The 22,491-nt window shown below is 49.4% G+C and carries 17 protein-coding genes; all 17 read right to left on the bottom strand.

Going from position 1 to position 22,491, the window contains the following annotated elements; translation table 11 throughout:
* Positions 1-82: 82 nt before the first annotated feature.
* The 17 genes from AC0YNS_RS14210 to AC0YNS_RS14130 all read right to left on the bottom strand — a co-directional run bounded on the left by AC0YNS_RS14210 (position 83) and on the right by AC0YNS_RS14130 (position 22,325).
* Positions 83-1,477: a hypothetical protein gene (locus AC0YNS_RS14210; RefSeq protein ID WP_475781640.1), complete on the bottom strand. Its 1,395-nt coding sequence runs from the start codon at positions 1,475-1,477 to the stop codon at positions 83-85.
* Positions 1,478-1,552: 75 nt separating this feature from the next.
* Complete coding sequence (locus AC0YNS_RS14205) at positions 1,553-2,881, bottom strand: sensor histidine kinase (protein WP_475781639.1); 1,329 nt, start codon at positions 2,879-2,881, stop codon at positions 1,553-1,555.
* Positions 2,874-3,566 carry a response regulator transcription factor gene (locus AC0YNS_RS14200; protein ID WP_475781638.1) on the bottom strand — a complete coding sequence of 231 codons (693 nt, stop codon included), beginning with the start codon at positions 3,564-3,566 and terminating at the stop codon, positions 2,874-2,876. Before AC0YNS_RS14200 ends, AC0YNS_RS14205 begins: the two co-directional genes overlap by 8 nt.
* A gap of 157 nt (positions 3,567-3,723) precedes the next feature.
* The gene (locus tag AC0YNS_RS14195) at positions 3,724-5,538 is read right to left on the bottom strand and encodes an FTR1 family iron permease (RefSeq protein WP_475781637.1); all 1,815 of its coding nucleotides are present in this window, start codon (positions 5,536-5,538) and stop codon (positions 3,724-3,726) included.
* Positions 5,539-5,555: 17 nt separating this feature from the next.
* Positions 5,556-6,854: an iron uptake transporter deferrochelatase/peroxidase subunit gene (efeB, locus tag AC0YNS_RS14190; RefSeq protein WP_475781636.1), complete on the bottom strand. Its 1,299-nt coding sequence runs from the start codon at positions 6,852-6,854 to the stop codon at positions 5,556-5,558.
* Positions 6,855-6,860: 6 nt separating this feature from the next.
* Positions 6,861-7,718, bottom strand: coding sequence for an iron uptake system protein EfeO (gene efeO, locus AC0YNS_RS14185; protein ID WP_475781635.1), 858 nt, complete (start codon positions 7,716-7,718; stop codon positions 6,861-6,863).
* Between the two features lie 119 nt (positions 7,719-7,837).
* On the bottom strand, positions 7,838-8,944 hold the full coding sequence (locus AC0YNS_RS14180) for a Ger(x)C family spore germination protein (protein WP_475781634.1): 1,107 nt from the start codon (positions 8,942-8,944) through the stop codon (positions 7,838-7,840).
* Positions 8,941-10,020, bottom strand: coding sequence for a GerAB/ArcD/ProY family transporter (locus AC0YNS_RS14175; RefSeq protein WP_475781883.1), 1,080 nt, complete (start codon positions 10,018-10,020; stop codon positions 8,941-8,943). The genes AC0YNS_RS14180 and AC0YNS_RS14175 overlap by 4 nt, the downstream gene beginning before the upstream one ends.
* A gap of 2 nt (positions 10,021-10,022) precedes the next feature.
* Positions 10,023-11,522, bottom strand: coding sequence for a spore germination protein (locus AC0YNS_RS14170; protein ID WP_475781633.1), 1,500 nt, complete (start codon positions 11,520-11,522; stop codon positions 10,023-10,025).
* A gap of 144 nt (positions 11,523-11,666) precedes the next feature.
* Entirely contained in the window at positions 11,667-12,251 is a 585-nt protein-coding gene (locus tag AC0YNS_RS14165) for a TMEM175 family protein (RefSeq protein WP_475781632.1), read from the bottom strand.
* A gap of 154 nt (positions 12,252-12,405) precedes the next feature.
* Entirely contained in the window at positions 12,406-12,957 is a 552-nt protein-coding gene (locus AC0YNS_RS14160; protein ID WP_475781631.1) for an Hcp family type VI secretion system effector, read from the bottom strand.
* Between the two features lie 86 nt (positions 12,958-13,043).
* Positions 13,044-13,481: a protein-tyrosine phosphatase family protein gene (locus tag AC0YNS_RS14155; RefSeq protein WP_475781630.1), complete on the bottom strand. Its 438-nt coding sequence runs from the start codon at positions 13,479-13,481 to the stop codon at positions 13,044-13,046.
* Positions 13,482-14,104: 623 nt separating this feature from the next.
* Positions 14,105-16,015, bottom strand: coding sequence for an ADP-ribosylglycohydrolase family protein (locus AC0YNS_RS14150; RefSeq protein ID WP_475781629.1), 1,911 nt, complete (start codon positions 16,013-16,015; stop codon positions 14,105-14,107).
* Positions 16,012-18,720 carry an alpha-mannosidase gene (locus tag AC0YNS_RS14145; protein ID WP_475781628.1) on the bottom strand — a complete coding sequence of 903 codons (2,709 nt, stop codon included), beginning with the start codon at positions 18,718-18,720 and terminating at the stop codon, positions 16,012-16,014. The genes AC0YNS_RS14150 and AC0YNS_RS14145 overlap by 4 nt, the downstream gene beginning before the upstream one ends.
* A gap of 61 nt (positions 18,721-18,781) precedes the next feature.
* A complete protein-coding gene (locus AC0YNS_RS14140; RefSeq protein ID WP_475781627.1) occupies positions 18,782-20,398 on the bottom strand; it encodes an ABC transporter substrate-binding protein in 1,617 nt (538 codons plus the stop codon).
* Positions 20,399-20,467: 69 nt separating this feature from the next.
* Entirely contained in the window at positions 20,468-21,355 is an 888-nt protein-coding gene (locus AC0YNS_RS14135; protein WP_475781626.1) for a carbohydrate ABC transporter permease, read from the bottom strand.
* Between the two features lie 37 nt (positions 21,356-21,392).
* Positions 21,393-22,325, bottom strand: a complete 933-nt coding sequence (locus AC0YNS_RS14130) for an ABC transporter permease (RefSeq protein ID WP_475781625.1) — start codon at positions 22,323-22,325, stop codon at positions 21,393-21,395.
* Between the last annotated feature and the right edge of the window lie 166 nt (positions 22,326-22,491).

Here is a 22,491-nt window from a genome sequence, read left to right as displayed (position 1 = left end):
AGTTTTTGTCGTTCCTTCTCGACGCGCGCCGATCATAAAGACTGCAGCATCTGCAGCTCCTATGTTTTACTTGGGTGTCGATCTATTTTTTCTGATCTGGACTCAAGCTTAGCTTCTCATCGACAAACTTATCGACGAACGCACGAGCATCCTTCTTTTCCTGATCGGCTTCTGCTTGCGTTAGTTGTTTCTTATCCACAAGCTTCTTCAGCTGCTCTTGTACATCAATAAGCAGAGCATCGATAAGCTGCTGACGAGTAAATCCTTTGTCTTGAGCGATTTCGGTAAGTGATTTACCGGAATTCACAAGCTTCTCAAGTGCGGATTTATCCAGCCCAAGGAACACAATCGCTGCTTTTATATTGAGACCATACTTGTCATCCGACATTTGCTTATTCAGAGGCTCATTTACAATCCGATCCGCCTCGAAGCTGATCTTCTTCTTCCTATTGCTCTTGTCTTCATCCGTCAGTTTCCCGGAGTCGTCAGGAGTTGGCAGGCCGCTCATGAGCTGATTAGTCACTTCATCGATAATCGACTGAATCGCGATCCCTTTCTCTTTCGCAAGATCAGCGAGCGATTTGCCCGCATTGGCTGCCTTCACATAGGCTTCTTTATCTAGACCGAGCTTCGTTATTGCAATTTGGGCTACGTCGACGCCTACCCCGCCGTGATCCTCTTTATAAACTCGTTCACGCTTAGCCGCCTTCAGCTGTTCAGCCAATGGCTCGGATACAATCCGCTTCGCCTCAAGGCCAACCTTCTTCGTAATCTTGCTCTTCTCCTCAGCGGTCAACTGCTCAGAATCTTTGGGTTTCTGAATACCTGCCAGCAGCTGTTTAGTCAATTCGTCGATAATCGGCTGAATCGCGATCCCTTTCTCTTTCGCAAGATCGGTGAGTGATTTGCCATCTTTGACTGCTTTCTCGAAGGCAGCTTTGTTCAGACCGAGCTTCGTCATGGCCAATTCAGCGATGTCGGTTCCGATGCCGCCATGATCTTCGATATATACCGCATTGCGCTTGTCATCCTTCAACTGCTCAGACAGCGGCACGGTGACGACCCGATTCACTTCGGTAGTGACTTTCAGATTAATATTGTTCTTCTCCTCGTCCGTAAGGTTCTCTTCGGAGCTTCGGGACTTCTGTATCTCTGCCACCAGCTGTGCAGTCAATTCGTCGATAATCGGCTGAATCGCGATCCCTTTCTCTTTCGCAAGATCGGTGAGTGATTTGCCATCTTTAGCCGCAGCCTCGATAGCCGCCTGATCCAGCCCGAGCTTCTTCACCGCGATGTCGAGTACGTCAATTCTTGCATCCTTACGTTCCGATTTGACACCGCTTTTGTTGATCGAAATCACATGATACTTCTTGTCCGGGTTCTTCTGGCTTGCCCCATCCGCTGCCGCATAGGCCGATACCGGAATCGCTACAGCCAGTGCAATGGCCGCTCCGGCCAACTTCCATTTCTTGTTCATGTTGATGATAACCTCCTGTACCTTAATTCCGCCCATCGGCGGTTACAATACTGATTCTATCGATACATTCTGAAACTAATCTGAAACGTTTGGCATCGTCACGCGAAATGTAGTGCCAACCTCCGGTTCACTCCACACCTGCAATCTTCCTCTGTGCGACAGTACAATTTGCTTCGCGATGGCAAGCCCGAGTCCTGTTCCTTCCGATCGGCGAGAACGCGCTTGATCTAAACGATAAAACCGCTCGAATATGCCGGTTAAATGCTCCTTCGCAATGCCGATGCCGGTATCGGTTACCGTGATTGCGGCTTCATCCGGCCCGCTTTCGATAGCAACGGTTACTGTGCCCCCTGACCGATTGTACTGAATCGCATTCTCCGCCAGAATGAACATTAGCTGCCTGATTCGCACCTCATCGCCGCAAAATTTCCTCTCCACCGTCTCGGAGCTTTCCGCTATATGCAAGCGCACCTGCTTTCCCTGCGCAATCGGCTCCAGCTGTTCCAGGACTTGCAGAACCATGCTGCGCAAGGAGAAAGGCCGCTTCATTATTTCAATCCGTCCGTTCTCGCTGCGCGCAAGCGTCAGCAAATTATCGACAAGTCGGATCAATTGATGAATTTCCTTGCCGGATTTGACGAGTACATTCCGGTAAAACTCCGGCAGCGTCTCTCTCTGTTCATTAAGCACCTCCACAGAGGACCTTAATATGCTCAGCGGAGTACGCAGTTCATGGGATGCATCTGCCGTGAATTGCTCCTGGCGCCGGTAAGCATTGAATATCGGAACCATTGCCCGGCCTGCCAGCAAGTAGCCGGCGGCGGCTCCAGCGAGCAGCATAACGAGGGCAAAGCCTGCGAACGCCCATCTCAATTGAACAAGGAGGGCGACGTCGCTTGTCACCTCCTGAGCCACGATCACTCGATATTCATCTCCTGTTGAGGCGTTGATCGTCAGCCCCCCAATACGAAACGTTCTTCCATCAGAGCGCACATTGTGATACTTTTCATCTGGCTTGCTTAACAAACTCGGAAGCAGCGGCAGAATGGGAAAGTTACTTGCAATAAGACTGCCATTCTTACCTCCTGGAGATTGAAGCAGAATTTCCCCTTGGGCCGAAACAAGCCAAGTCATCTGATTGAGTTGCAGACCCGTCGGCGAGAAAGCCTCGTTAAGCTTCTTGTCATTCATATTTTGGTCAAACAGTACAGCCGCTTTCGGAGAATCCAGCAGTTGTTGAAGATCCTTGGCGTACTGATGACTAAGTGACCGCAGCTGGTTATTCTCCGTCGACGTAAGGATATATTGGACCATCCAATGCGCGAAGAAGACGGTAAGGAGAAGAATAATTCCGATCGTAATTGAGAATTGCCGCGTCAGCTTGGTCTGCGTTCTTTTAAACATGATGCTCCCCGCCGTTCTGCGAGAGTCGGTAGCCTGCGCCGTAAACGCTGTGAATGCATTTATGCTCGTACGGCCCGTCCACTTTCTTGCGAAGCAGCTTGACCGTGGAATCCACTGTATTCAGTGTTACCTCTGCTCCCACACCCCAGACTTGATCCAGCAGCTGCTCGCGCGACAGCACCTGCCCTTCATGCCGCATCAAGCAGATAAGCAGCTGAAATTCACGCCGGGTTAACGTAATCGCTGCTCCACCGCGCGTCACTTCGAATCGATTCAGATGGGCAACCAGTTCGCCAACTCGCAAGGAATCGGATTGAATAACACGTTCTTGTCGTCGGAACAACGCCAGAAGCCGCGCTTCTAATTCTTCGAACGCAAATGGCTTGATCATATAATCGTCTGCACCTGCGAGTAATCCTTCTACCCGATCCTGCACCGCGTCCCGCGCCGTAAGCAGCAGAATCGGCGTATGGTCATCCTTCTTCCGAGCTGCACGAATCAGATCCATCCCCGTTGCACCGGGAAGCATCCAATCCAGCACATAGACGTCATATCGGCCGGGAGCCATCGCTTGACGCGCTTCTGCACCATCCTTCATCCAATCCACAACATGATAACGCCGCAGCAGTTGATGCTCTGTCAGCTCCCCCAGCGTCTCATCGTCCTCCGCAAACAATATCCGCAACGTCTGTTCCTCCTATGTAAACGTAAACCTTTATCATTGTCGAAAATATAGCTCCCATCATTATACCTGCAAAAGATGAAAGAATTCTGAAAAAGCCATAACGAAAAAAGCTTAATCCGATATCCCCTTTCAGGAATTGGATTAAGCTTTTTCAAGTTTATTTCAAGCTGGTTTTAGTTGTTCCTTCTCGGCGAGCACCGATGATAAAGTCGGAACTATAACGAATAAGCAAATATAGAAGCAGCGCAGCTTGCGGAATGACCGTTTCAAGTGTCGGGTAGATGCCAAGGACATTCACCGAGATGCTTCTCGAAATGGAATGCGCCGGCACCCAGGTTGCGACTTGAAGCGAATGAATGCTCTCGCCGATGAACCGGAACACCAGTACATAGATGAACGCCGAAGCCGTGAAGAAGAACGGGCGAAGCGGCAGCTTCACGCTGTACTTAATCATCAGCACAGCAAGAATTAGAAGCAATACCAATGCCACAGCGATCCCCAGCAGCATTTGCACCGGTTCGATAGACGAGGCCATGCCGACGCAGAATATAGCCGTTTCCGCGCCTTCTCGGAAGATGGAAAGTCCCGAAACGACAAACAAGGACCATAAGCTGCCTCGTGCCAAGGCACCTCCGACCTGCTTATCGATAAAGGCATTCCAAGCGCGTATATTGGACTTCTTATGCAGCCAATTTCCGACCAGCAGCATGAAGAGAACGGCGGCGAGCCCGCTTAAGCCTTCAATCTTCTCACGCATCGTGCCTGACATCGCCTGCGAAACCGCATAGGTCAGTACTACTGCCATAATTGCGCTCAGCAGCAGCCCCGCGCCTGCACCGCCCCAGATCCATTTACGTTTATCCGCATGACCGGCTTTATTCAGATATGATATAAGGGCAGCCAAGACTAGAATAGCCTCGAACCCTTCTCTGAGCAAAATAGCTCCTGCATCGAAAGCGTTGTAACTCGCCTCCTCCAGCATCGGTGCCAATTGTTCCTTCATGCCTGCGATGATCTCGCCGGCTTTCTCTGTCTCGGGAGGCTCGGACACCAGGTAGCCTGCAGCTTCTGTCATCCGATTCTCGATATCGCGATAAACAGTGGCTGATCGCAGCTGGACTTCTCCTTCTACGCTCGGCCACATGCGAATGAAAGCTTGCATCTGTCCGTTCGATTCCGCAGCATGACCTGCCTTCGCATCCGCCTCCGCTTGATTCAGCACTTCAAAAGCATCTGTTAGCGTTAAACTCGTATCTGCTGCTGTCTTGGCAATCTTCCCTGACGAATAATCCTTGACCTGCTGCAGCAAAGCAGCGGTTTCCGCTTCGGCTTGCGCTGCGCGCGGAGGGTCCGAGCGAAGCGCAATCCGAATCATGCTCATGCTCGTCTCAAGTGAGCCATAAACGATGACGTTGTCGCCTCGAATCGGCTGCTCGATCTTCTTCCAGCCGCTGTCGATCTGTCTGTAATCCGCATTCGCTGCAGACCAGGACGCTTCCTTAATGTGCGTAGTCAACTGTTCCAATAGAGGGATCAACGTCGCTGCTGCATCAGGGCCGGTCATTTGCGTCTTGCCGCTGGATGCCTTCGCATAGGCATTGACGGCCTTTGCTGCTGCTGCCAATGCTTTTTTCGCTGCAGCAGGATCTTCTTTCGCTGCAGCCACAGCTATATTGGCATGAGCCAGTGCAGAATTCACATTCGCGGCCAGATCCGAATTCTCCGCCTGAACGCCTTCCCAAAGTTGACTCGCCTCTGTGAATGCGTCCTGTGCCTCCGTAAACTTCTCTTGACCGATATCTACAAGCGCTTCGCCGATCAAAGGAAGCACTCGTTCGACCGGCGATTGTTCAACAGCCGCGATAGCTGTACTTCCCAGTGGAAGCCACAGCATAAGCGCAATAAGCACAATAGGGAGCAAACTTGCTCCCCGTTTCATCTCATGCATGAGTATACTAAACTTCGACTTCATCTTTATTCCCCTTCCGCTCACAGCAGCGTCTCTCCAATATAGCCGCCTTTGCGGACACCGGGGAAACAAGCGAATATCGCGCTCCCGTGGTGAAGGATATATTCGTTCAGCTTGTCGGTTGCAAGCCGCTGCTGCATGGGAATGAACTGTTTGGCAATATCGCGTTGATAGCTGATGAACAGAAGGCCCGCATCCAATTGTCCGGTCACCTTATCGAGACCGCTAGAATACGAATAGGAGCGCCGAAGAATCCGAATCGAACTGTCTCCTCTTGCAAGGCGTACGTGGGCATCCATCGGAATGATCGGGTTCCCCTTCTCATCCTTCGCCGCAAGATCGAGCTTATCCGTTTCCTTCTGACTACCAATCGGTGCTCCGCTGTGCCGATGTCGGCCGAACGTGTCTTCTTGATCCTTCAGCGTCGAACGGTCCCATACTTCAACGCGTATCCGAATACGTCTTACCACCATGTAGCTTCCCCCTGCCATCCAAGGAGCGCCATCGCCTGCCCCAGCCCAGACGACCTCTTTCATCGTCTGCGCATCATGAATATCGGGATTGCCGGTACCATCCTTGAACCCCATGAGATTTCGCGGTGTCGCGCCAGACGGATCCGCTTGGCCGGTACGTTGAAAGCCCTCCTGCGTCCACCGAAGAACTGCCTTCCCTCGCGCTATGCGGGCGAGGTTGCGTATAGCATGGAAAGCAACCTGCAGATCATTCGCACAAACTTGCACGCCGATATCTCCGCCTGTCCATTCCTCACGGAGCGCATCCCCGTTAAAGAGCGGCAGCTCAGCGAAGCTCGCCGGACGTTTCCCCGCAAGACCGAATCGTTCATCAAAGAAGCTTGGCCCTACCCCAAACGTAATCGTCGTTCGAGAAGGATTCAGTCCGGCGGCTTCCCCCGTATCCGTAGGCGGTACATGCTCATTCTCATGAACGGGCTCTCCGACTAATTGTCCACGAGTCATTGCGCCGGAAGCTTCCGTCCACTTCTTGAACAGCTCGCGTACATCCGCAACATCCGTCGTCCGCAAATCAAATGCGGCAAAACAAATAAAATCCTGTGAAGGCGTTGCAATGCCCGCTTGATTCGTACCGTAGAACGAAACAATATCATCTTCGGACTGTGTAGTTTCGTTGCCGCGCAGACGACTGCTTGCTTCCAGCAATCCGCCGGTTCCGAGGCCGCCCAGCAGAAGTCCGGCTCCGCCGATACCGGCCATCTTGAGCAGATCGCGCCGGCTAACTGGTTTTTTCCAAATTCCGCTTTGTCCGTCTTCCGGACGGTTCTTCTTCTCCTGGTCCTTCATCTCTAATTACGCCCCCAAAATAGTACCCATCTGCGAAAGCGGCTCTGCAAGTGCATCAAGCGATTGGCTCAGCGATTTGGTATCCGCGTCCTTTAAGTCCGTAAACAAGACAAAACCGTCGCCTGACTTGTACTTATCGAGAAGGCCTTCCAATTCGGTAAAGCGTTCGCCGATTTGCTTCTCCAGATCCGCATCTTTCTGCGCAAGCGCAGGCTTCAACAGTTCATAAATTTTCTTCGCCCCTTGAACGTTCGCAACAAAATCATACAGATCCGTGCGGGAATAACGTTCCTCTTCCCCTGTTACCTTCGAGGAGGAAACCTCGTTAAGCAGCTCTACCGCGCCGGTCACGAGCATCGTGCTGTCTACTTCAACGGTTTCCATCAATGCGCGAAGCGCTTTGACATCACTGTGAAGTCGATCGGCATACTCCGTCATGCCGTCCGTAGAGTTATCGACCCACAGCGCTTTCTCGATGCGGTGGAATCCGCGCCAATCGGCTTCAGCCACATCGCCTTCGCGCGCATCGATATTCGGATCGAAGTCGCCAAGCGATTCTGCAATCGGCTCAATACGTTCATAAAACATCCGTGCAGGGGCATAAAGCTTCTTCGCCTCATCGATATTGCCCGCTTTGACGGCATTTACGAACTTCTCCGTATCCGCGATCAATAGATCACACTGCTCAATGCCGAAAGCCTGATATTGGTCTTGCGCCTCCGTTAGATCAACTGCTCCTTCACCATTCGCAGCAGCTGCATTGGTTGCTTTGGACGCGTTAGCATTGTTGTCATTCTTACCGCAACCGGATAATACGATTGCTGCCGCAGTTAATAGAACTGCACCTCTATACCAAACTTTCATGTTTGCATCCCCCTAGTAATGATAATCAATCTCATTATAAGCCTGTGAATGCCAATCGTAAATGCAAAAAAAAAAAAAAAGATGACCTCTCCATGACGCGAGATCATCCTTATCACCGATCATTTAATAATGCCCGTATTTGCAATATGGACCTGCACTTCCGTTTTTATCTTCATTTCCTTGTATGTTTTCTTCCAGTCGATGGTTTCCCACAGCTTGGCATGATGGGCTTTAAGCTTTCTTCCGATACCAAGCGCATCGCAATTCGCCTGCTGCAATTTGTTTGTTACGCCTATGGCTCGCTTGTTTAGGTATGCGGTAATTTCCTGCTTCACCTGTTCACGATCTACCTCCTGTCCCAGATGGCTCGGATAACTGCTAATGACACCATATAGGTCTACCTTCACAAAGCATTCGATTTCGGACGTGGATTGATTGACTGACAAGTGGATGGATCTCTTCATTTTGCGCGGTTGATAGGTAAGTAAACTCCGCTCTATCGGAATGTCTATATTTGCAAATTTATTAAGCTTTCCGATCATGAGCAATAACAATGTACTATCGTCATTACTCAAGGTTTGACCGGTAAATTTATCCTCATCGAATAGACCGACACTGTCAATGACCAAGGCTTTATTCTCTATTCTCTGAATGAAAGGCAGCACCATATCTTCGCCCGGGTCAAACATTTGACTCCAAATCGAATACATCGTTTGATTCGGAATGATCGTCGTGCGCTCAGCCCCATTAATCAATTGTTTAATGCCAAATGCGATGGGACTGTTATCAAGTTTCTTGAAAGATAATACTTCGGCAGCTTGCCCCTTGCTTATTAGAATATTCGAATTCAGATAGCCTTTCGGATTCCTATAAAAGTACTCCAAGGGAACCTTGATCCCTTGTTTGGCGAGTTCTTCCCCTATGATGACAACATGCGTCTTACTGGCTTCGACGGTGCCGGGAAGCATACTATCTATTATCATGCCGGTACTGGCAGTTGATGCCCCGCTTGCTCGCATCTCTTGGTCCTTTACATCAAATTGGCCGCCGCCTTTACTATCGAGCTGGACTGTTCTAACGGTCACCAGTATTTGGTTGTCCTTGTCCTTGTCCAAGCTAATTCCGTTTACCATTTTCTTCGTCGATAAATATTGGCTGTCCCAGCAGCCTGTCAGCACCGTTATGCCTAACAAGATCCAAACCGTAAGAAGCCACTTTCTTCTCATATTGAACCGACCTTTTCATTGGTTTTAACAAGGAAGGATGCGAACCAGAGCAATACCGGCACCGCCGCAATCATGATCAAATAGCCATATTCCAGCCATTGACTGAAGGGATGGATATTCTCGATTTTTGTTATATACCAGGCTGCAACGAAGACAATCCCCCCGCTGAACCATACAAGCTTTCGATAGGAGCCGCGTTTGGTCGTGAGGCTTTTGCCGGCAACACATAAATAAGAAACGATGGTAGCCGTCATCGGAATGATCCAAATGGCCAGGAAGATCAGATCTAAACGATCAAAAAGCTGAAAGTACAAGCCTTTAAATAAAAACAATACCGGATGACTCACCTGCTCTAACGCCTTTGGACTCAATCCCACCAAGCAGATAAGGACAAAGTAGGTATAAAACAAGGTCACAAAGCCATTGGCAGCCGAAATGACAGGCAACATGCCCTTCCGGTTTCCTTGAACTTGAGAGTAGAAAAACAGCGTCACCTCAAATCCGAGCATGGAGAAGAACGTTTTCTCACTTCCGCTGAGAATTGGCATCATGCCCGAGTGCCCTATAGGTAAAATGTTTGAAATATGCATGACACTCTTAAAGTTCAAAATGCTGATCAGAATCAACACGACAAACAGTATAGATGAAAAGACAAAAAACCGAGCGATGACGCGCAAATTATCTAGTGCCAAATAGACGCTTGTCCCAACGATAAGCAGAAGCAGCACCCATCCGGGCGTCAATGGAAGCATCCAAGTATTGATCAGCTCTACGTAAAGTGAACAGGCATACGCCGCGATGAGCACGAAGAAACCATAATAAACGACGTTGATCGCTTTCCCTATATATCGTCCAAGCATGCGAACCGTAATTTCACTTAAAGTGTCATCCGGATATTTTTTTAGCAGACGCCAATAAACGAGCAGCACCAGCTGAATGACAACTCCGGCAATAACAACCGAAATCCAGGAATCTCCATTGGCTGTGCCCTGAATATCAGAAGGCAAGGATAATAAGCCTATTCCAATCTGCGTTTTGACAATCATAAAAAACAATTGGGATTTGCTTATTGTCATTCTCACGGCCGCTTCCACCTCCCGAATATCGCTTGCTTAATGGGGCTGACTTCCGCTTTTTGCGTGCTTTTATTGACCATCCACAGCGGTAATCTAAGAAAAACGTCTTTAAAACTCTCTTTGCCTTGAAATGGACCAAACGGCGTGAAATACGGAATGCCCAGTGTTTCGATTTTGCAAAGGTGAATAAAAATCAGCATCAACATAATGGAGATACCGAAAAAACCGAATAAGGAAGCGGCCAGCATCATCGGAAACCCCAGAATGCGAAGGCTCGTTCCAAATTCGTTTATCGGGGTTACGAAAGAAGCGATCGCCGTTAATCCGATGACGACGATCATCGTATGCGATACCAATTGGGCTTCTACCACAGCCGTTCCGATGACTAAGCCCCCTACAATACCGATCGTTTGGGAAATCGGAGAGGGCAGCCTGATTGCAGCCTCCTTCAACAGCTCCAGAATGATTTGCATCACAAGCGCTTCCAGGATAGGCGGTAACGGTACGTAGGTTAAAGACACCTTGACCGAATACAGGATCCCGATCGGCAGCACCTCGGAGTGGTAGGTCACGGTAGCGATGTAGATGGCCGGCAAGCAAATCGCCAGAATGAAACTGATTAACCGAATGAACCGGTAAAAGGAGCCGATAATCCAGCGGCTGTTGTAATCATCCGGAGATTGATAAAAGGAAAAGAACGTAATCGGCAGGACCAGAACGCTCGGACTGCCGTCGACGATGATCGTAATTTTGCCTTCCATCAGGTAGGAAACCGCCCGATCCGGCCTTTCAGTCTGCAGCGTTTGCGGAAAAGGAGACATCGGATGCTCCTCAAGCATTTCATCGATGTTTCCGACGGAATACAAATACTCCAAATCAATCTCGGAGAGCCTTTTCTCACATTCCGCAACGATCTTGGGATCTGCAAAGCCATCCATATAGATCATGGCCACTTTCGTATTCGTGACGCTGCCTAACGTGTAATACTTGACTTTCAATTTGGGGTTTTTCATTCGGTTGCGAAGCAAAAACAAATTTGTGCTAAGGCTTTCAATAAATCCATCATGGGCGCCTTTAATGATTTGTTCGTCTCTAGGCTCTTGTATGGCTCGGTCTTGCGACTTTGCAACGGGTATTACGGTGGCTGTCGAGTCGCCTTCCGTTAAAATGACGCAATGACCTTCCAGCATATATTTTCCGATTTGAATCAGATCGGATGTCTTTTTAACTTCAACTGCAGTTACCTTCTGCTCGATATCACCGGAGCTGGATTCAACCAATGCATCAATGACAATCGTTTGTATGGAAGCCGACTTGACGAGTGACTCCAGATACATCAAAGCGCAGGTTTGATCTGAACATGGGAGCTTCTGCAGCTTCAGATCTTCCGTTTGTGCAAAATAGTTCTGAATCTGTGCAATCTTCTTATCAAGATCTCCGGATTCCATTTCAACGGATCGTGGTTTACCGGATTTGGGGATTGATTTCTTGAAGCGGAACATGCCATCACCACCTGCCAACAGTTAATTATTTCCTTATAGTTTGCAGTCAGGCTTATAATTATGATAATTCGGCAGAAACGCAAAAAAAGTCGGCCGATCCGTGTTCTGATCAGTCCGACTCTCTTTCCTCTTTCCTCTTTCCTTCTAATTTCCTTTTCTCTGCAATACACGTTCAATTCGCTTATCAGGGACAAACCAGAGCACCGCAACAAGCGCGAAGAAGAAACAGGATACCCATGCGTTAAGATAGGCTGTCACGATTGCAGATAGATAGATCAAAGGCGAAATCTTGCCTTTGAAATCTCTCCCTATCGCCGTTTTAATTGCAGAGTCTGATGGATGCTGTCCAAGAATCGCAAGCTGCAATAACCAGTACGACATCGAAGCAAGCAGCAGCACGATGCCATACAACGCTGTTGGCGTGGGGGCAAAGTAACTCTCTCCTATCCATGCCGTAGAGAAAGGCACAAGTGATAACCAGAACAGCAGCAGCATATTGAGCCACATCAGCTTGCCGGTTAGCGTGTGAACGGCATGAAGAAGATGATGATGATTATTCCAATAGATCCCGACATAGATGAAGCTTAACAGGTAACTGAGCAGCTTCGGCGCCAGCCCGATCAGCGAGTGCCACTCATGGCCTTCCGGTACTTTGAGCTCCAGCACCATAATTGTAATGATGATGGCGAACACGCCATCGCTGAACGCTTCCATTCGATTTGCTTTCAACGTACTCACTCTCTCCATGTATTGACGTTGCTTTGTTGTTTCGACATCTGCGGCGGAAACCCTTCTTCACTTCACCCCCCCACAACTGTTGCCACCTGCAGCTCCGAATGCACGACAAAAAAGGCAGCCGCCTCGGCTGCCTTCTCATGAACCTTTATGCGGCTTTATTATTCTTAACATCCCAGCCGCCTGTGATTGGCGTACGAACGCCTCTCGCATCCGTAGACCAGAAGGTCCACTTGATCTTCGTATAATTAAGCTTCACCGTTTCGTCGGTATCATCAAAGGTATAGTTGGTAATGGCTATGTCTTCAAGCTCAAGCATAAGGTAAGGGGTTTGCGCCCCCGTCCCTTCCTGGCGCGTAAATACAAGCTTGCCCTTCGGAATATGTACGCCTTTCATGGCAGTCATCATGATCGGAATCGAAGCTGCATCGGTCGATTTAGTAATGGTGAGTTCTGAGAGGCTTACTTTCGAGCTTCCACTTCCGGCACCGACTGTACCAGAGCCCAGACTGGATAAGGAAAATGAAGCGCCGGTAACGATACTCCATTTCTCGTAGCCTTTGATCGTAGAATCGCCAGTGATCCCATCCAGCTGCAGCACAATGCTGAGATTACCGGGTGCTGCCGCACTTGCCGGAACAATGCTGAACGTAGCTAACCATAAACAAGCAATCAAGACGGACGATAGCAGCTTCTTCAAGAATGATCACTCCTCCTTCAATATAGATACATTATGTATCAATAGAAGAGTTATGACAATAGGTACCAAGTCGGTGGGCAGTCACATTATTTCTTGTTGTATAACTTCTCGAGTGCTTCACGCTGCGGCGGTTTAATGTTGATTTTGGCGCGAATGTCGATTGCCTTCGCTTCTGCTTCCTCAATTCCGGCTGCTTGCGCAAGCTCGATCAGCGTTCCCACTGCCACTACACCTGTACGGCCACCGCCGCCTGCACAATGAAAAGCTACTTTCTTACCGCTCTTATACGCACCAACAACTTCATCAATTGCTTGCTTAAATAGGAGATGGTCATCCGCCGTATTGTCTCCCAGGGGGATCTGAACCCACTCCACTTCCGCCCCCTCATACGCACAACCCTTAGCTTCGGCACGCAAGTCAATGACGACATCAACCTTTTCGTTCTTGACCATTTCCTCTACATCCGCGGCTCCGCCCATGAAGATGCGATCTTCGATTAACGCTTGATAGTTATTCTGTGTCATGTATTAGGGCTCCTCGTGGATTCATTTTGCGTTTAGACGTTCCTGAAATATAGCTGCTCGCGCAGGATGCTTGTCAGTGATGCTCAGAGCGTGATGCTGCCCCTGTTCAAGCCGCCATATCGCGAACTTACCGCTTCCCTTCCTCCAGCTCACGAAAAACCCGCTCGACCCACTCCAGAAACATCACCTGTATAAAGACTAACAGCTATGATCTCATCGTTTAATATGTATTATATCTCATGGATTCGTGTTTTTATAATAGGGAGCGAGGGGATTCGGAGCGAGCGAGTGCATGATTGTTGCATAAAGTGCAAGAATTTGGCCGTCTCGAGGGTACTAGTGGAGCTAATGTTGCAGGAAATGCAGCATTTCTGAGCAAATGAGCGCCATATGAGCTTATTAGACCGAAAATGTTGCGCTTTGCGCAACATTTTCAAGAATAGACTCGATAAACCCCAGAAATGTTGCAGAAAACGCAACATTTCTTGTGGTCCTCCAACGGCACTGCTACATAGGCGTGAGAGTGCGTGAAGCAAGCTAAAAAAAGAAAGGCACAAGGGTTACCTCTTGTTGCCATCTTTTTTAGGTGGGGATTCGGAGCGAGCGAGTGCTTGATTGTTGCTCTACTTGAGCTCGATCCACGAACCTAGGTCCGTAATATGATGCGGGAACGACTGGCCCAGCTCGGTGAAGATTAGGCTGTAATCCGCATGACGCCCGCGCCGAATCGCTTGCAGCCTAATCGTATTTCTCCCCTGACGCAGCTTAACCTCAGAGTGATGCCGGTTCTCGGCTGTCCACCAATCGTGATGATCCGCCTCGCTGATTAATTGATCGTTAATCCACAACCGGTAGGCCTCCGTATGTCCGAATATGATATTAACCTCTCGGCCCTCCGGAAGCTCGATCTCCCGCTCCGCGTATACGACGCAAGGCCCCTGGAAGCCGATCAGATCAGATACCGAGAACAAGTCCTCTGTTACATTCACGAGTCGATAGTCCAACGAATCGACTAAGCTCCTATAATCTTTACTCGCATCGGCCTTCGTATTGAGATGGAATTGCCGAGTCAAATCGGCGACTTCGTCCCTTGTGCCTTGGAATGCGCCGTAATACCACTCGCCGAGCTCCGTGCGTGGAAGGTCGATATGATTTTCCCAAAACGGTCCGTACACCTTCCAAACCTGTGCTCCGTTCAGTCCGAAGACAAAGGTAGACTCGCCGAATGCGGCCTTCAGCAAATTTTTCTCCGATAGATAGGTGATCTGCTCCGGTACGCTTACCGTGAGCGATACGGACTTGGTCTCCCCCGGCTGTAGAACGATATGCTGTGAAGTCCAATCACTCAGCCAGCCGTCAGGCAAGTCGACTGTCAATTGGTCGACAGCGACATACTCCGTCTCGTTCGACAGACCAATGGCGATCGTCTTGCTTTCGCGCCATCCAACGACTGGAATCCCCTGATAATCCACGGAGATCACTATGGAAGGCTGCGGCTGGTTCGCTGGAATGGAGCCTAGTCCAACCGGTATATCGCTTACCTCTATCCGATCATTAAGCTCCCTCAGGATAGTCAAACCCGCCACGCAAGTATCCTCAGCCAAATCAGCCAGTTGGTTAGAGCGGCGAGTCACTTTCACGTCGAGCTTGTAGCTCGTATCGTAGAAGGCATGCTTCTCTATTAAATAACGCGCACCATATATAATGCCCAATAGAGCCCCCGCCGTTGCGCAGCTGCAGTCGGTATCGAAGCCGCAATTGAGCGCGATCATCGTCGTTTCAAGAAAATCCCCTTTGCCGTAAAACAAACATACAAGCGTAAATCCGATATTCTGATAGAGGTTCGTACAGTCCGGGTGACCGTAATCGCGAATGATTCGAGAACGAACCTGCTGCCAGGTCAGGTCCTGTGAGCACCATGCCATCGTGTCCTCTACTAGTCGGCGGATTTTTGTGCCCTCAGGCAAATAGACCATCCCGTCCCGCAGCAATTTCATGAGATCATCTTCGATGAAGGCCATCGCTTCAACTGCTGCCAAATACTGCTCCGCGTAGATGGAATCACCTTCATGGTCCAGCATGCCATCACGCCCGGCAAACTCGGCTGCGAGTTCGGGATTGCCCGGAGCGACACAAGCCCATATTTCGGAACGAATGGGACAGCCCATTCCGTTGATATAATAGCGATTATTGAAAGCACCCGATACAGGCGGATAAATGCCGCGATTATAGTTTTTCTTGAACCAGGCATATTCACCGGGCACGAAAGGATAACGCTCGTAGAAGGCTTCGGCCAAGTCCATCGAGGTGAAATAAACGCCTTTCTGCTCAAGAACATGCAGCCATAACACCTGAAGATCCAAGTCGTCATTCGGAAGCATTTCAGCGATTGCACGAGGGTCGTATTCGTAATCGAACAATTCCTTCCTGCCCTCGAACGGTGCGCCGATCGTACCGGCGATGCTCTTGCCCAGCCATGCCCCGTACACTTTATCCAGATAGTTCTCATAGGTTAATTGATAGTTGGCCATCATCGCTCTCCCTCTTGTCCATGAATTCGCTCTTGAAGCTTAATCGTGATAAGCTCTCCTGCTTTCATCGGAATGCCTTCTCCTGCTGCATCCTCCACCTGTTCCTTCAGACTCTCATCTAGTAAAGCCGTGCAGAAATCCACATCAAGGAACGAGCTTTGAACATGAACGTGCCCCGACTGTAAAGGATTCCACAAACGGGCAATCCACCCGCTTCGATTCTCGGCTTGCTTAAGACAACTCATAAACAAGTCTCTGCTCCCTGTCGATTGGAAGGAGAATAGTGAGCCACAAGATGGCCAATTCCCATCATGCTGCAGCGACGCTTCCACCATTAGAGGTGTGCGATAATCTGAAGCTTTCCCCAAACATTGTCCTTGCCGCCAATCCCCTTCATGGGGAATTAACGCATATTCGAACCGATGCGGACCTTGGCATTGACCGCCCGGAGCCGGATAATTGGCGCCGGCTGCTTGACCGATGCTGCCTGCCGACCGAACTAAGGTAAGCTGCACAGTTGTTCCTCTGTCACCGGCACTTACTGCTTCATAAGCCGGAAGTCCTTTTGTCGATAGGCAGAGTCCTTCTCGTCCATCTGATACATCAATAAACTCTTGAAACGGCTCATCTCTCCACTCTCCTCCGGCAGCTCTGACACTCCGGTCCACAACATGAAAATGATCGTATGCCGCAACCGACTGCGTGTGCAGACCCGTCTCGAAAGCAACTCTCAGCATATGATCCTTGCAGCTGTTATTCATATCAATTGCAATGTCGAGCCTCTCGATACCCGCATACAAAGTTGCGTACATCGTCATAGGAACTTCAGCATGTACAGAGGATCGTTTATCATTCAAGTTCGCTTCAGGCAGCGCCCAGCTCATCTCGGCTCTATAGACAATGCGATCCGGAGCATGTTCATGAAGCTGCCACTTCGCTCCGATCGTCCTGGAATCGCGCTCATCATAGTCTGCAAATTCATGATGATCATATAAATCGCCCGTTTCTTCCCGATCCACGAAGTAATTGAGATTACGATATTTGCGGCCTGTACGCTTATAAAGAAGGTCAAATGTCCCATCGTTGCGAAACCGAACTTGGATGGCTTCGTTCTCCATCCCGTCTTCACACAATCGAAGTGACTCCGCTGGCGCAGCTTCGTTCTGCATGCCGGCTGGCTTCACCCAATAAGTCCGATATCCGTTTGCGGGAACTTCCTCAGCTATAAAATCAATCTCCAATACCGTGAATACCTGATTATCCGCGCGCGTATCCCCGCTAGTCTTCGAAATTAACACAGCCAGCATATCGGCAGTCATATATTCGCTTTCCAAATCTTTATTCTTATCGACGATATGGCGGATTCTCGCCGGAATGGTTTGCCCCTTCTCATCAACCAGCCTATAGGCATCATGCTTGAATCGCTTCGGAACTCGCACATAACGCTTCACTGGGCCGGCATGCCTGCGGCCAAGCGGGTTCACCACCACAACTGCAATCGCATCATTATTCGGAGAGTTGGTATCAATAGCTCCTATCAGTTGGTGAAGTCCATCCTTGATCAGATAGGCACCGGTGTTCTCGATCTCCTCGAATCGGTTCCGCATATCCTTATGAACTTGGTCCAGGCTGCAGCCGCAGATGGAATCATGCGGGTGGTTTGCAAGCAGCAGCTTCCATAGGTTCTGAATGAGCCCTTTCGGATAGTTTGCGCCGCTCGCGCTCGAAGCCATCACCCACAATGGCTCTATTAATCGCTGCAATAGAATTTCGCTGGCATCGTTCTGCTGCTTCAAGCTCATATAAGAAGATAACGTGCCTACCAAATCCATCGGAAGGTCATCTGAGCCTCTCATCTCTCCCGCATATGTGGACAATCCGCCAGCCGCTGCTGCAACTGCAGCCAGATAATCTTCCGGCATAGCGTACTTGAGCTCATATTCCTCTTGATGCAGATTGATATAATCGACGATCCCCGGCAGGGATGGCCGAGGCTCCATGTGGTCAATTCCAACGGACATGTACAGATTCGATGTAGCCGCCTTATCGAGCTGCTTCTGCGCCTCCTCAAGGAAGCTGCCCAAAGTCATCTCCGCATCCGGAGCAAGCGAAGACGGATGACTAATATCGGACCAAATATCCGGATAGCTTAGAAAAACCCCGTGACTATACCCATGATTGGCCGCCAAAACCTTCGAACCCGCAGGACCCTCCCACCAGAATTCGTACTCGGCCAGTTCATCATCCCAGCGAGGACGTCCACGCCCGAACGTGGCATAGTGGATCCCAAAACCATTCAGAATCATCGGCAAGCTCGCAATACTCCCGAAGGAATCCGGCACATAGCCGAGCATCATCGGCCTGCCGCGCATTTGCCGAATCAAGTCCATGCCGATCAGCAAGTTCCGTATGGTAGACTCTCCGTTCTCCATAAACTGATCAGCCAGCACATACCAAGGACCGGTAACCAGCCTGCCGGACTCCATCAGCGCAGCCATCCGTTCTCTCTGCTCCGGCTTGATGGCTAAGTAATCTTCAAGCACAATGGCTTGCCCATCAAGCAGAAACCGATAAGTCCGATGTTCATCCATGATGTGCAGCAGCCGATCGATCAAATGAACCAAACGAACCTGGAATTGGCCTTTGGTCATCACCCATTCCCGGTCCCAATGCGTGGTTGGTGTAATAAACATCTTTTTCTTATCCATGTAAACCTCCATTTGTTCAAAAAAAAGGCTGCTACCCATTAAGCAACCTTCTTCCGTTATATTATTGCGCTTGCTTCGATGCAACGAATTCCGCTGCTTGCTTCTTCACTTCTTCCAACACCTTCTCCGCACCGGCTTTCTTGTATCTTTCGATCAGATCAGCTACTGCGGCGTCAACGTCTTTAACAAGACCCATTTGAATCGGTGCAGAGTATTGCTTATCGATGTTCACGATGTTCGCAAGCTCCGTCTTAATGTTTGTCGTGTCGATGTTAAATCCGTTAAGCAGGAATGGCTGTGCTTTCTCAAGCAGCGCTTTCTTCGTGTCGATATATTGCTGCGTATAGCTCTCAAGCGGCGGCCATTGGTCACGGTTGTTGGACCACCAGCCCGCGCCGTACATCGGATACGGATTCGGATCGGCCTGAGCGACAACAAGCTTGCCGTCGCCATTAAGCGTATAGTTCTTGCCTTCGATACCGAATGCGAGCAGCATGTTGTACGATTTGTCTTGGTGCAGCAGGTCAATCGCCATGAGCGCTCTTTCGTAGTTTTTCGTTTTCGGCGAGAATGCGAAACCATTACCGGTAGCAGGACGAGTCATGACGACGCCGCTGTCCGTCAGGTTGTTGACGGCGCCAAGCTCCCAGCCTTTAGCGATCATATCGGAGCTGTATTGCGCATAGTTCTCGAATGCATTCGCCCAGTAGCCGGATTTGCCTTCTTTGGCAAGGTCAGCCGCAGCTGTCTTCTGTGCGAAAGCGTTCTTAGGCAGCAACCCTTTGTCAGCCCAATCCTTCATCGTTTTGGCAGCATCGATAAACTTCGCTTTGAACGCATCGTCTAGCAAGCCCGTAATCGTGTAGTTCGTATCATCCGGGAAGAAACCGGTGATATATGGAGCTTCTTTAATCACGTAGTTCTTCATCAAGCCGCCGAAGATGCCTTGAATATCAGAGGCAGAACCGTCGACAGGAAGCATCCCTTTCTCATTGTCTTTCAGCGCTTGGAAGTAAGCGCCCAGGTCTTTGAAGGTTTTAATTTCAGGTACATTGTACTTTTTGCGAAGATCTTCTCGGATGAAGCCTGTACCCACGTCCAATTCCTTGAACGTTTGCGGAATCATGTAGATTTTGCCGTTAACGCGGGCATCCGTCCATTGGCCTTCGGACGTCGCTGATGCCGTCAATGGCATAAACTTGTTTACATCGTCTAGCGTAATTTCGTGATAACCGCCTTTGGAAGCGTTGGAGCCGTAGTTGACGTTACCGAAGATGACGTCCCAGTCCTGCGGGGAAGCCAGTACGAGCGGATACTTCGTATTAATGTCTGCAAATGGAATATAAGTCAATTCAATCGTCGCGTTAATGTCTGCTTCGAGCTTCTTGTTAATTTCAGCCATGACCGCATCGTTATCCTTCGGAGCTTCGCCGAGAAGAACGAATTTCAACGTCACTTTATCCAATTGCGGTTTCTCTGTGTTGTCGGCTGCTGTGTCATTGGTACCTGCGCTGTTGTCCGTGTTGCTTGCCGCTGCATTGTTCTTCGTCTCATTGGCAGGCTTGTTGTTTGCTGCATTGTTGTTGCCATTGTCATTCTTGGAACAAGCGGACAAGATTAACATCAGGCAGAGCGTAAGCGATAAACTCAGACTCAGTGCTTTGGATTTCTTGCTCATCTTTGTTTAACCTCCCAATTATTGAATGAACTATGTTAAACCGCTTGCAGCGGAATTAACCAAACTTGACTAGCCTTTGACTGATCCGATCGTGAGACCGGCAACGAAATACTTCTGTACGAACGGGTAAGCGAATACGATCGGCCCCGTAGCGACAACTGTCAGTGCGAGCTTCACCGTTTGCTGCGGGAGTTCAATCGCTGAAGCAGCGCCGTTATTCTGCAGCATCTGTTTCGCGAAGGTCGTCGAGCTCAGAATTCGGTAAAGCGTGTACTGCAGCGGGAACAAGTTGTCTTTGGTAATGAACAGCGTTGCCGTATACCAATCGTTCCAATACCCGAGGGCGATGAACAGCCCGATCGATGCGAGCGCCGGCTTTAGCAGCGGGAACACGACTCTAATGAAGATGGAGAAGTCATTCGCCCCGTCGATCTTGGCCGATTCGGAGATGGAATCCGGAATGCTGTTCGCGATATAAGTTCTCAGAATCAGGATGTAAATGACGTTAAACATCCCGTTCAAAAGCAGAATCATCATCGTATTTCGCAGCTGCAGATAATTGGACATCAGCAGGTAGTAAGGCACTAAGCCTCCGCTGAACAAGGTCGTAAAGAAGAGGTAAAAGGCCATCCCATTGCGGTATTTCACATCTTTTCTGGCGAGCACATATGCGGTCATCGATGAGAAGAAGATGGATATTCCGGTACCCGCTATTGTAAGAAATATCGTGACCAGATAACTGTGGAAGATCTTCTCGGGCTCCAGAAATATGAATTTATATGCGCCAAGGTCAAATGTCCGCGGAAGAAGCGAATAGCCATACTGCAGGATCGAGCTCTCGGATTGAAAGGATCCCACAAGAAGCATAATGAATGGCAATATCGTTGCGATGCCAATGAAGCCTACAATGATGAATGCGATGATATTAAAGGTGATGACGTCTTTTCCCATTTTCATAGACTTGAACCGCCTTCCCTGCTCGAACCGAGAGTGACTAATAGAGCGCATAATCGCTGTTCCATTTCTTAACGCCCCAGTTAACCGCGTAGATAATGAAGAAGCTCAGAACGGATTGGTAGACGCCGCCGGCGGAAGCCATTCCGAAATCATTCGCGAAGATGAGGGAGCGGAAGACGAATGTATCGATAATATCCGTCGTGTCGGCCAAGAGGCCGTTGTCGCCGATAAGTTGGTAGAACATATCGAATTCCCCGCGCATGATTCTGGATAGTCCGAGCAGAACCAGTGTAATGATAGTCGGCTTCAGCATCGGAATGGTAATGTACCAGATCCGTTGGTACAAATTCGCGCCGTCGATCTTAGCGGATTCGTAGCTCTCATGATCAATTCCCATAATCGCTGACAGGTACAGCACGCTGGAGAAGCCGATTCCCTTCCATACATAGAATAATGGCAGAAGGATGAGCCACATATTCGGATTCGAGTAGATGTCGATCGGCTCTGCGCCAAGCGACTTCAGCCATGAGTTGAGCGCGCCGTAATCATAATTAAAGATATTGTAGAAGAACGCCGAGACGGTAACCCAGGAGATGAAGTACGGTAGAAACATGAACGTCTGCGCCGTCTTCTTAAAGTATTTGCCGACCATTTCCGCAATTAGGATGGCGACAATAACCGATAGAATCGTGCTAACCGTCAGAAACACGAGATTGTACAGCACCGTGTTCTTCGTAACGAGCCACAGCTTGCCCGATTCGAAGAAGTATTTGAAGTTTTCGATTCCATTCCATTTGCTTCCGAAGATACCGCCATCGTAAGAGTACTCCTTGAATGCGATGACGATACCCGGCATCGGAAGATATGCCAGCACGAGAAAGTAGAGCCCGACGGGCAGAAACATTAGATAGAGAATACGGTTTTTCATAATCTCGTATAGGAATCCCTTTTTCTTCAGAGCCCTTTGCATTCATCCACCTCTTACCGAATGTCGTTTATTGGTTACGCTTTCATAATAAAGCGTTTTCATAATCCGTGCTACGAGAGAAAATTACGATCCCTTTGCAATCTTACGCAACATGGCAAAGTAATTTAGACAGCGAACGCCCGTTTACAACATAAAAGCCGCGCTCCCT

This window comes from Paenibacillus sp. J22FR21 (assembly GCF_056269135.1).
Note: the sequence above shows the minus strand (reverse complement) of the source record. Positions and strands in the feature narration are given on the sequence as shown.

Excerpts from the sequence above, each read along its gene's own strand:
- AC0YNS_RS14175 (WP_475781883.1), bottom strand. The coding sequence starts at position 10,020 with ATGACAATAAGCAAATCCCAATTGTTTTTTATGATTGTCAAAACGCAG.
- AC0YNS_RS14180 (WP_475781634.1), bottom strand. The coding sequence starts at position 8,944 with ATGAGAAGAAAGTGGCTTCTTACGGTTTGGATCTTGTTAGGCATAACG.
- AC0YNS_RS14150 (WP_475781629.1), bottom strand. The coding sequence starts at position 16,015 with ATGATGGCCAACTATCAATTAACCTATGAGAACTATCTGGATAAAGTG.
- AC0YNS_RS14140 (WP_475781627.1), bottom strand. The coding sequence starts at position 20,398 with ATGAGCAAGAAATCCAAAGCACTGAGTCTGAGTTTATCGCTTACGCTC.
- AC0YNS_RS14210 (WP_475781640.1), bottom strand. The coding sequence starts at position 1,477 with ATGAACAAGAAATGGAAGTTGGCCGGAGCGGCCATTGCACTGGCTGTA.
- AC0YNS_RS14195 (WP_475781637.1), bottom strand. The coding sequence starts at position 5,538 with ATGAAGTCGAAGTTTAGTATACTCATGCATGAGATGAAACGGGGAGCA.
- AC0YNS_RS14155 (WP_475781630.1), bottom strand. The coding sequence starts at position 13,481 with ATGACACAGAATAACTATCAAGCGTTAATCGAAGATCGCATCTTCATG.
- efeO (WP_475781635.1), bottom strand. The coding sequence starts at position 7,718 with ATGAAAGTTTGGTATAGAGGTGCAGTTCTATTAACTGCGGCAGCAATC.
- AC0YNS_RS14145 (WP_475781628.1), bottom strand. The coding sequence starts at position 18,720 with ATGGATAAGAAAAAGATGTTTATTACACCAACCACGCATTGGGACCGG.
- AC0YNS_RS14130 (WP_475781625.1), bottom strand. The coding sequence starts at position 22,325 with ATGCAAAGGGCTCTGAAGAAAAAGGGATTCCTATACGAGATTATGAAA.
- AC0YNS_RS14205 (WP_475781639.1), bottom strand. The coding sequence starts at position 2,881 with ATGTTTAAAAGAACGCAGACCAAGCTGACGCGGCAATTCTCAATTACG.
- AC0YNS_RS14170 (WP_475781633.1), bottom strand. The coding sequence starts at position 11,522 with ATGTTCCGCTTCAAGAAATCAATCCCCAAATCCGGTAAACCACGATCC.
- AC0YNS_RS14135 (WP_475781626.1), bottom strand. The coding sequence starts at position 21,355 with ATGAAAATGGGAAAAGACGTCATCACCTTTAATATCATCGCATTCATC.
- efeB (WP_475781636.1), bottom strand. The coding sequence starts at position 6,854 with ATGAAGGACCAGGAGAAGAAGAACCGTCCGGAAGACGGACAAAGCGGA.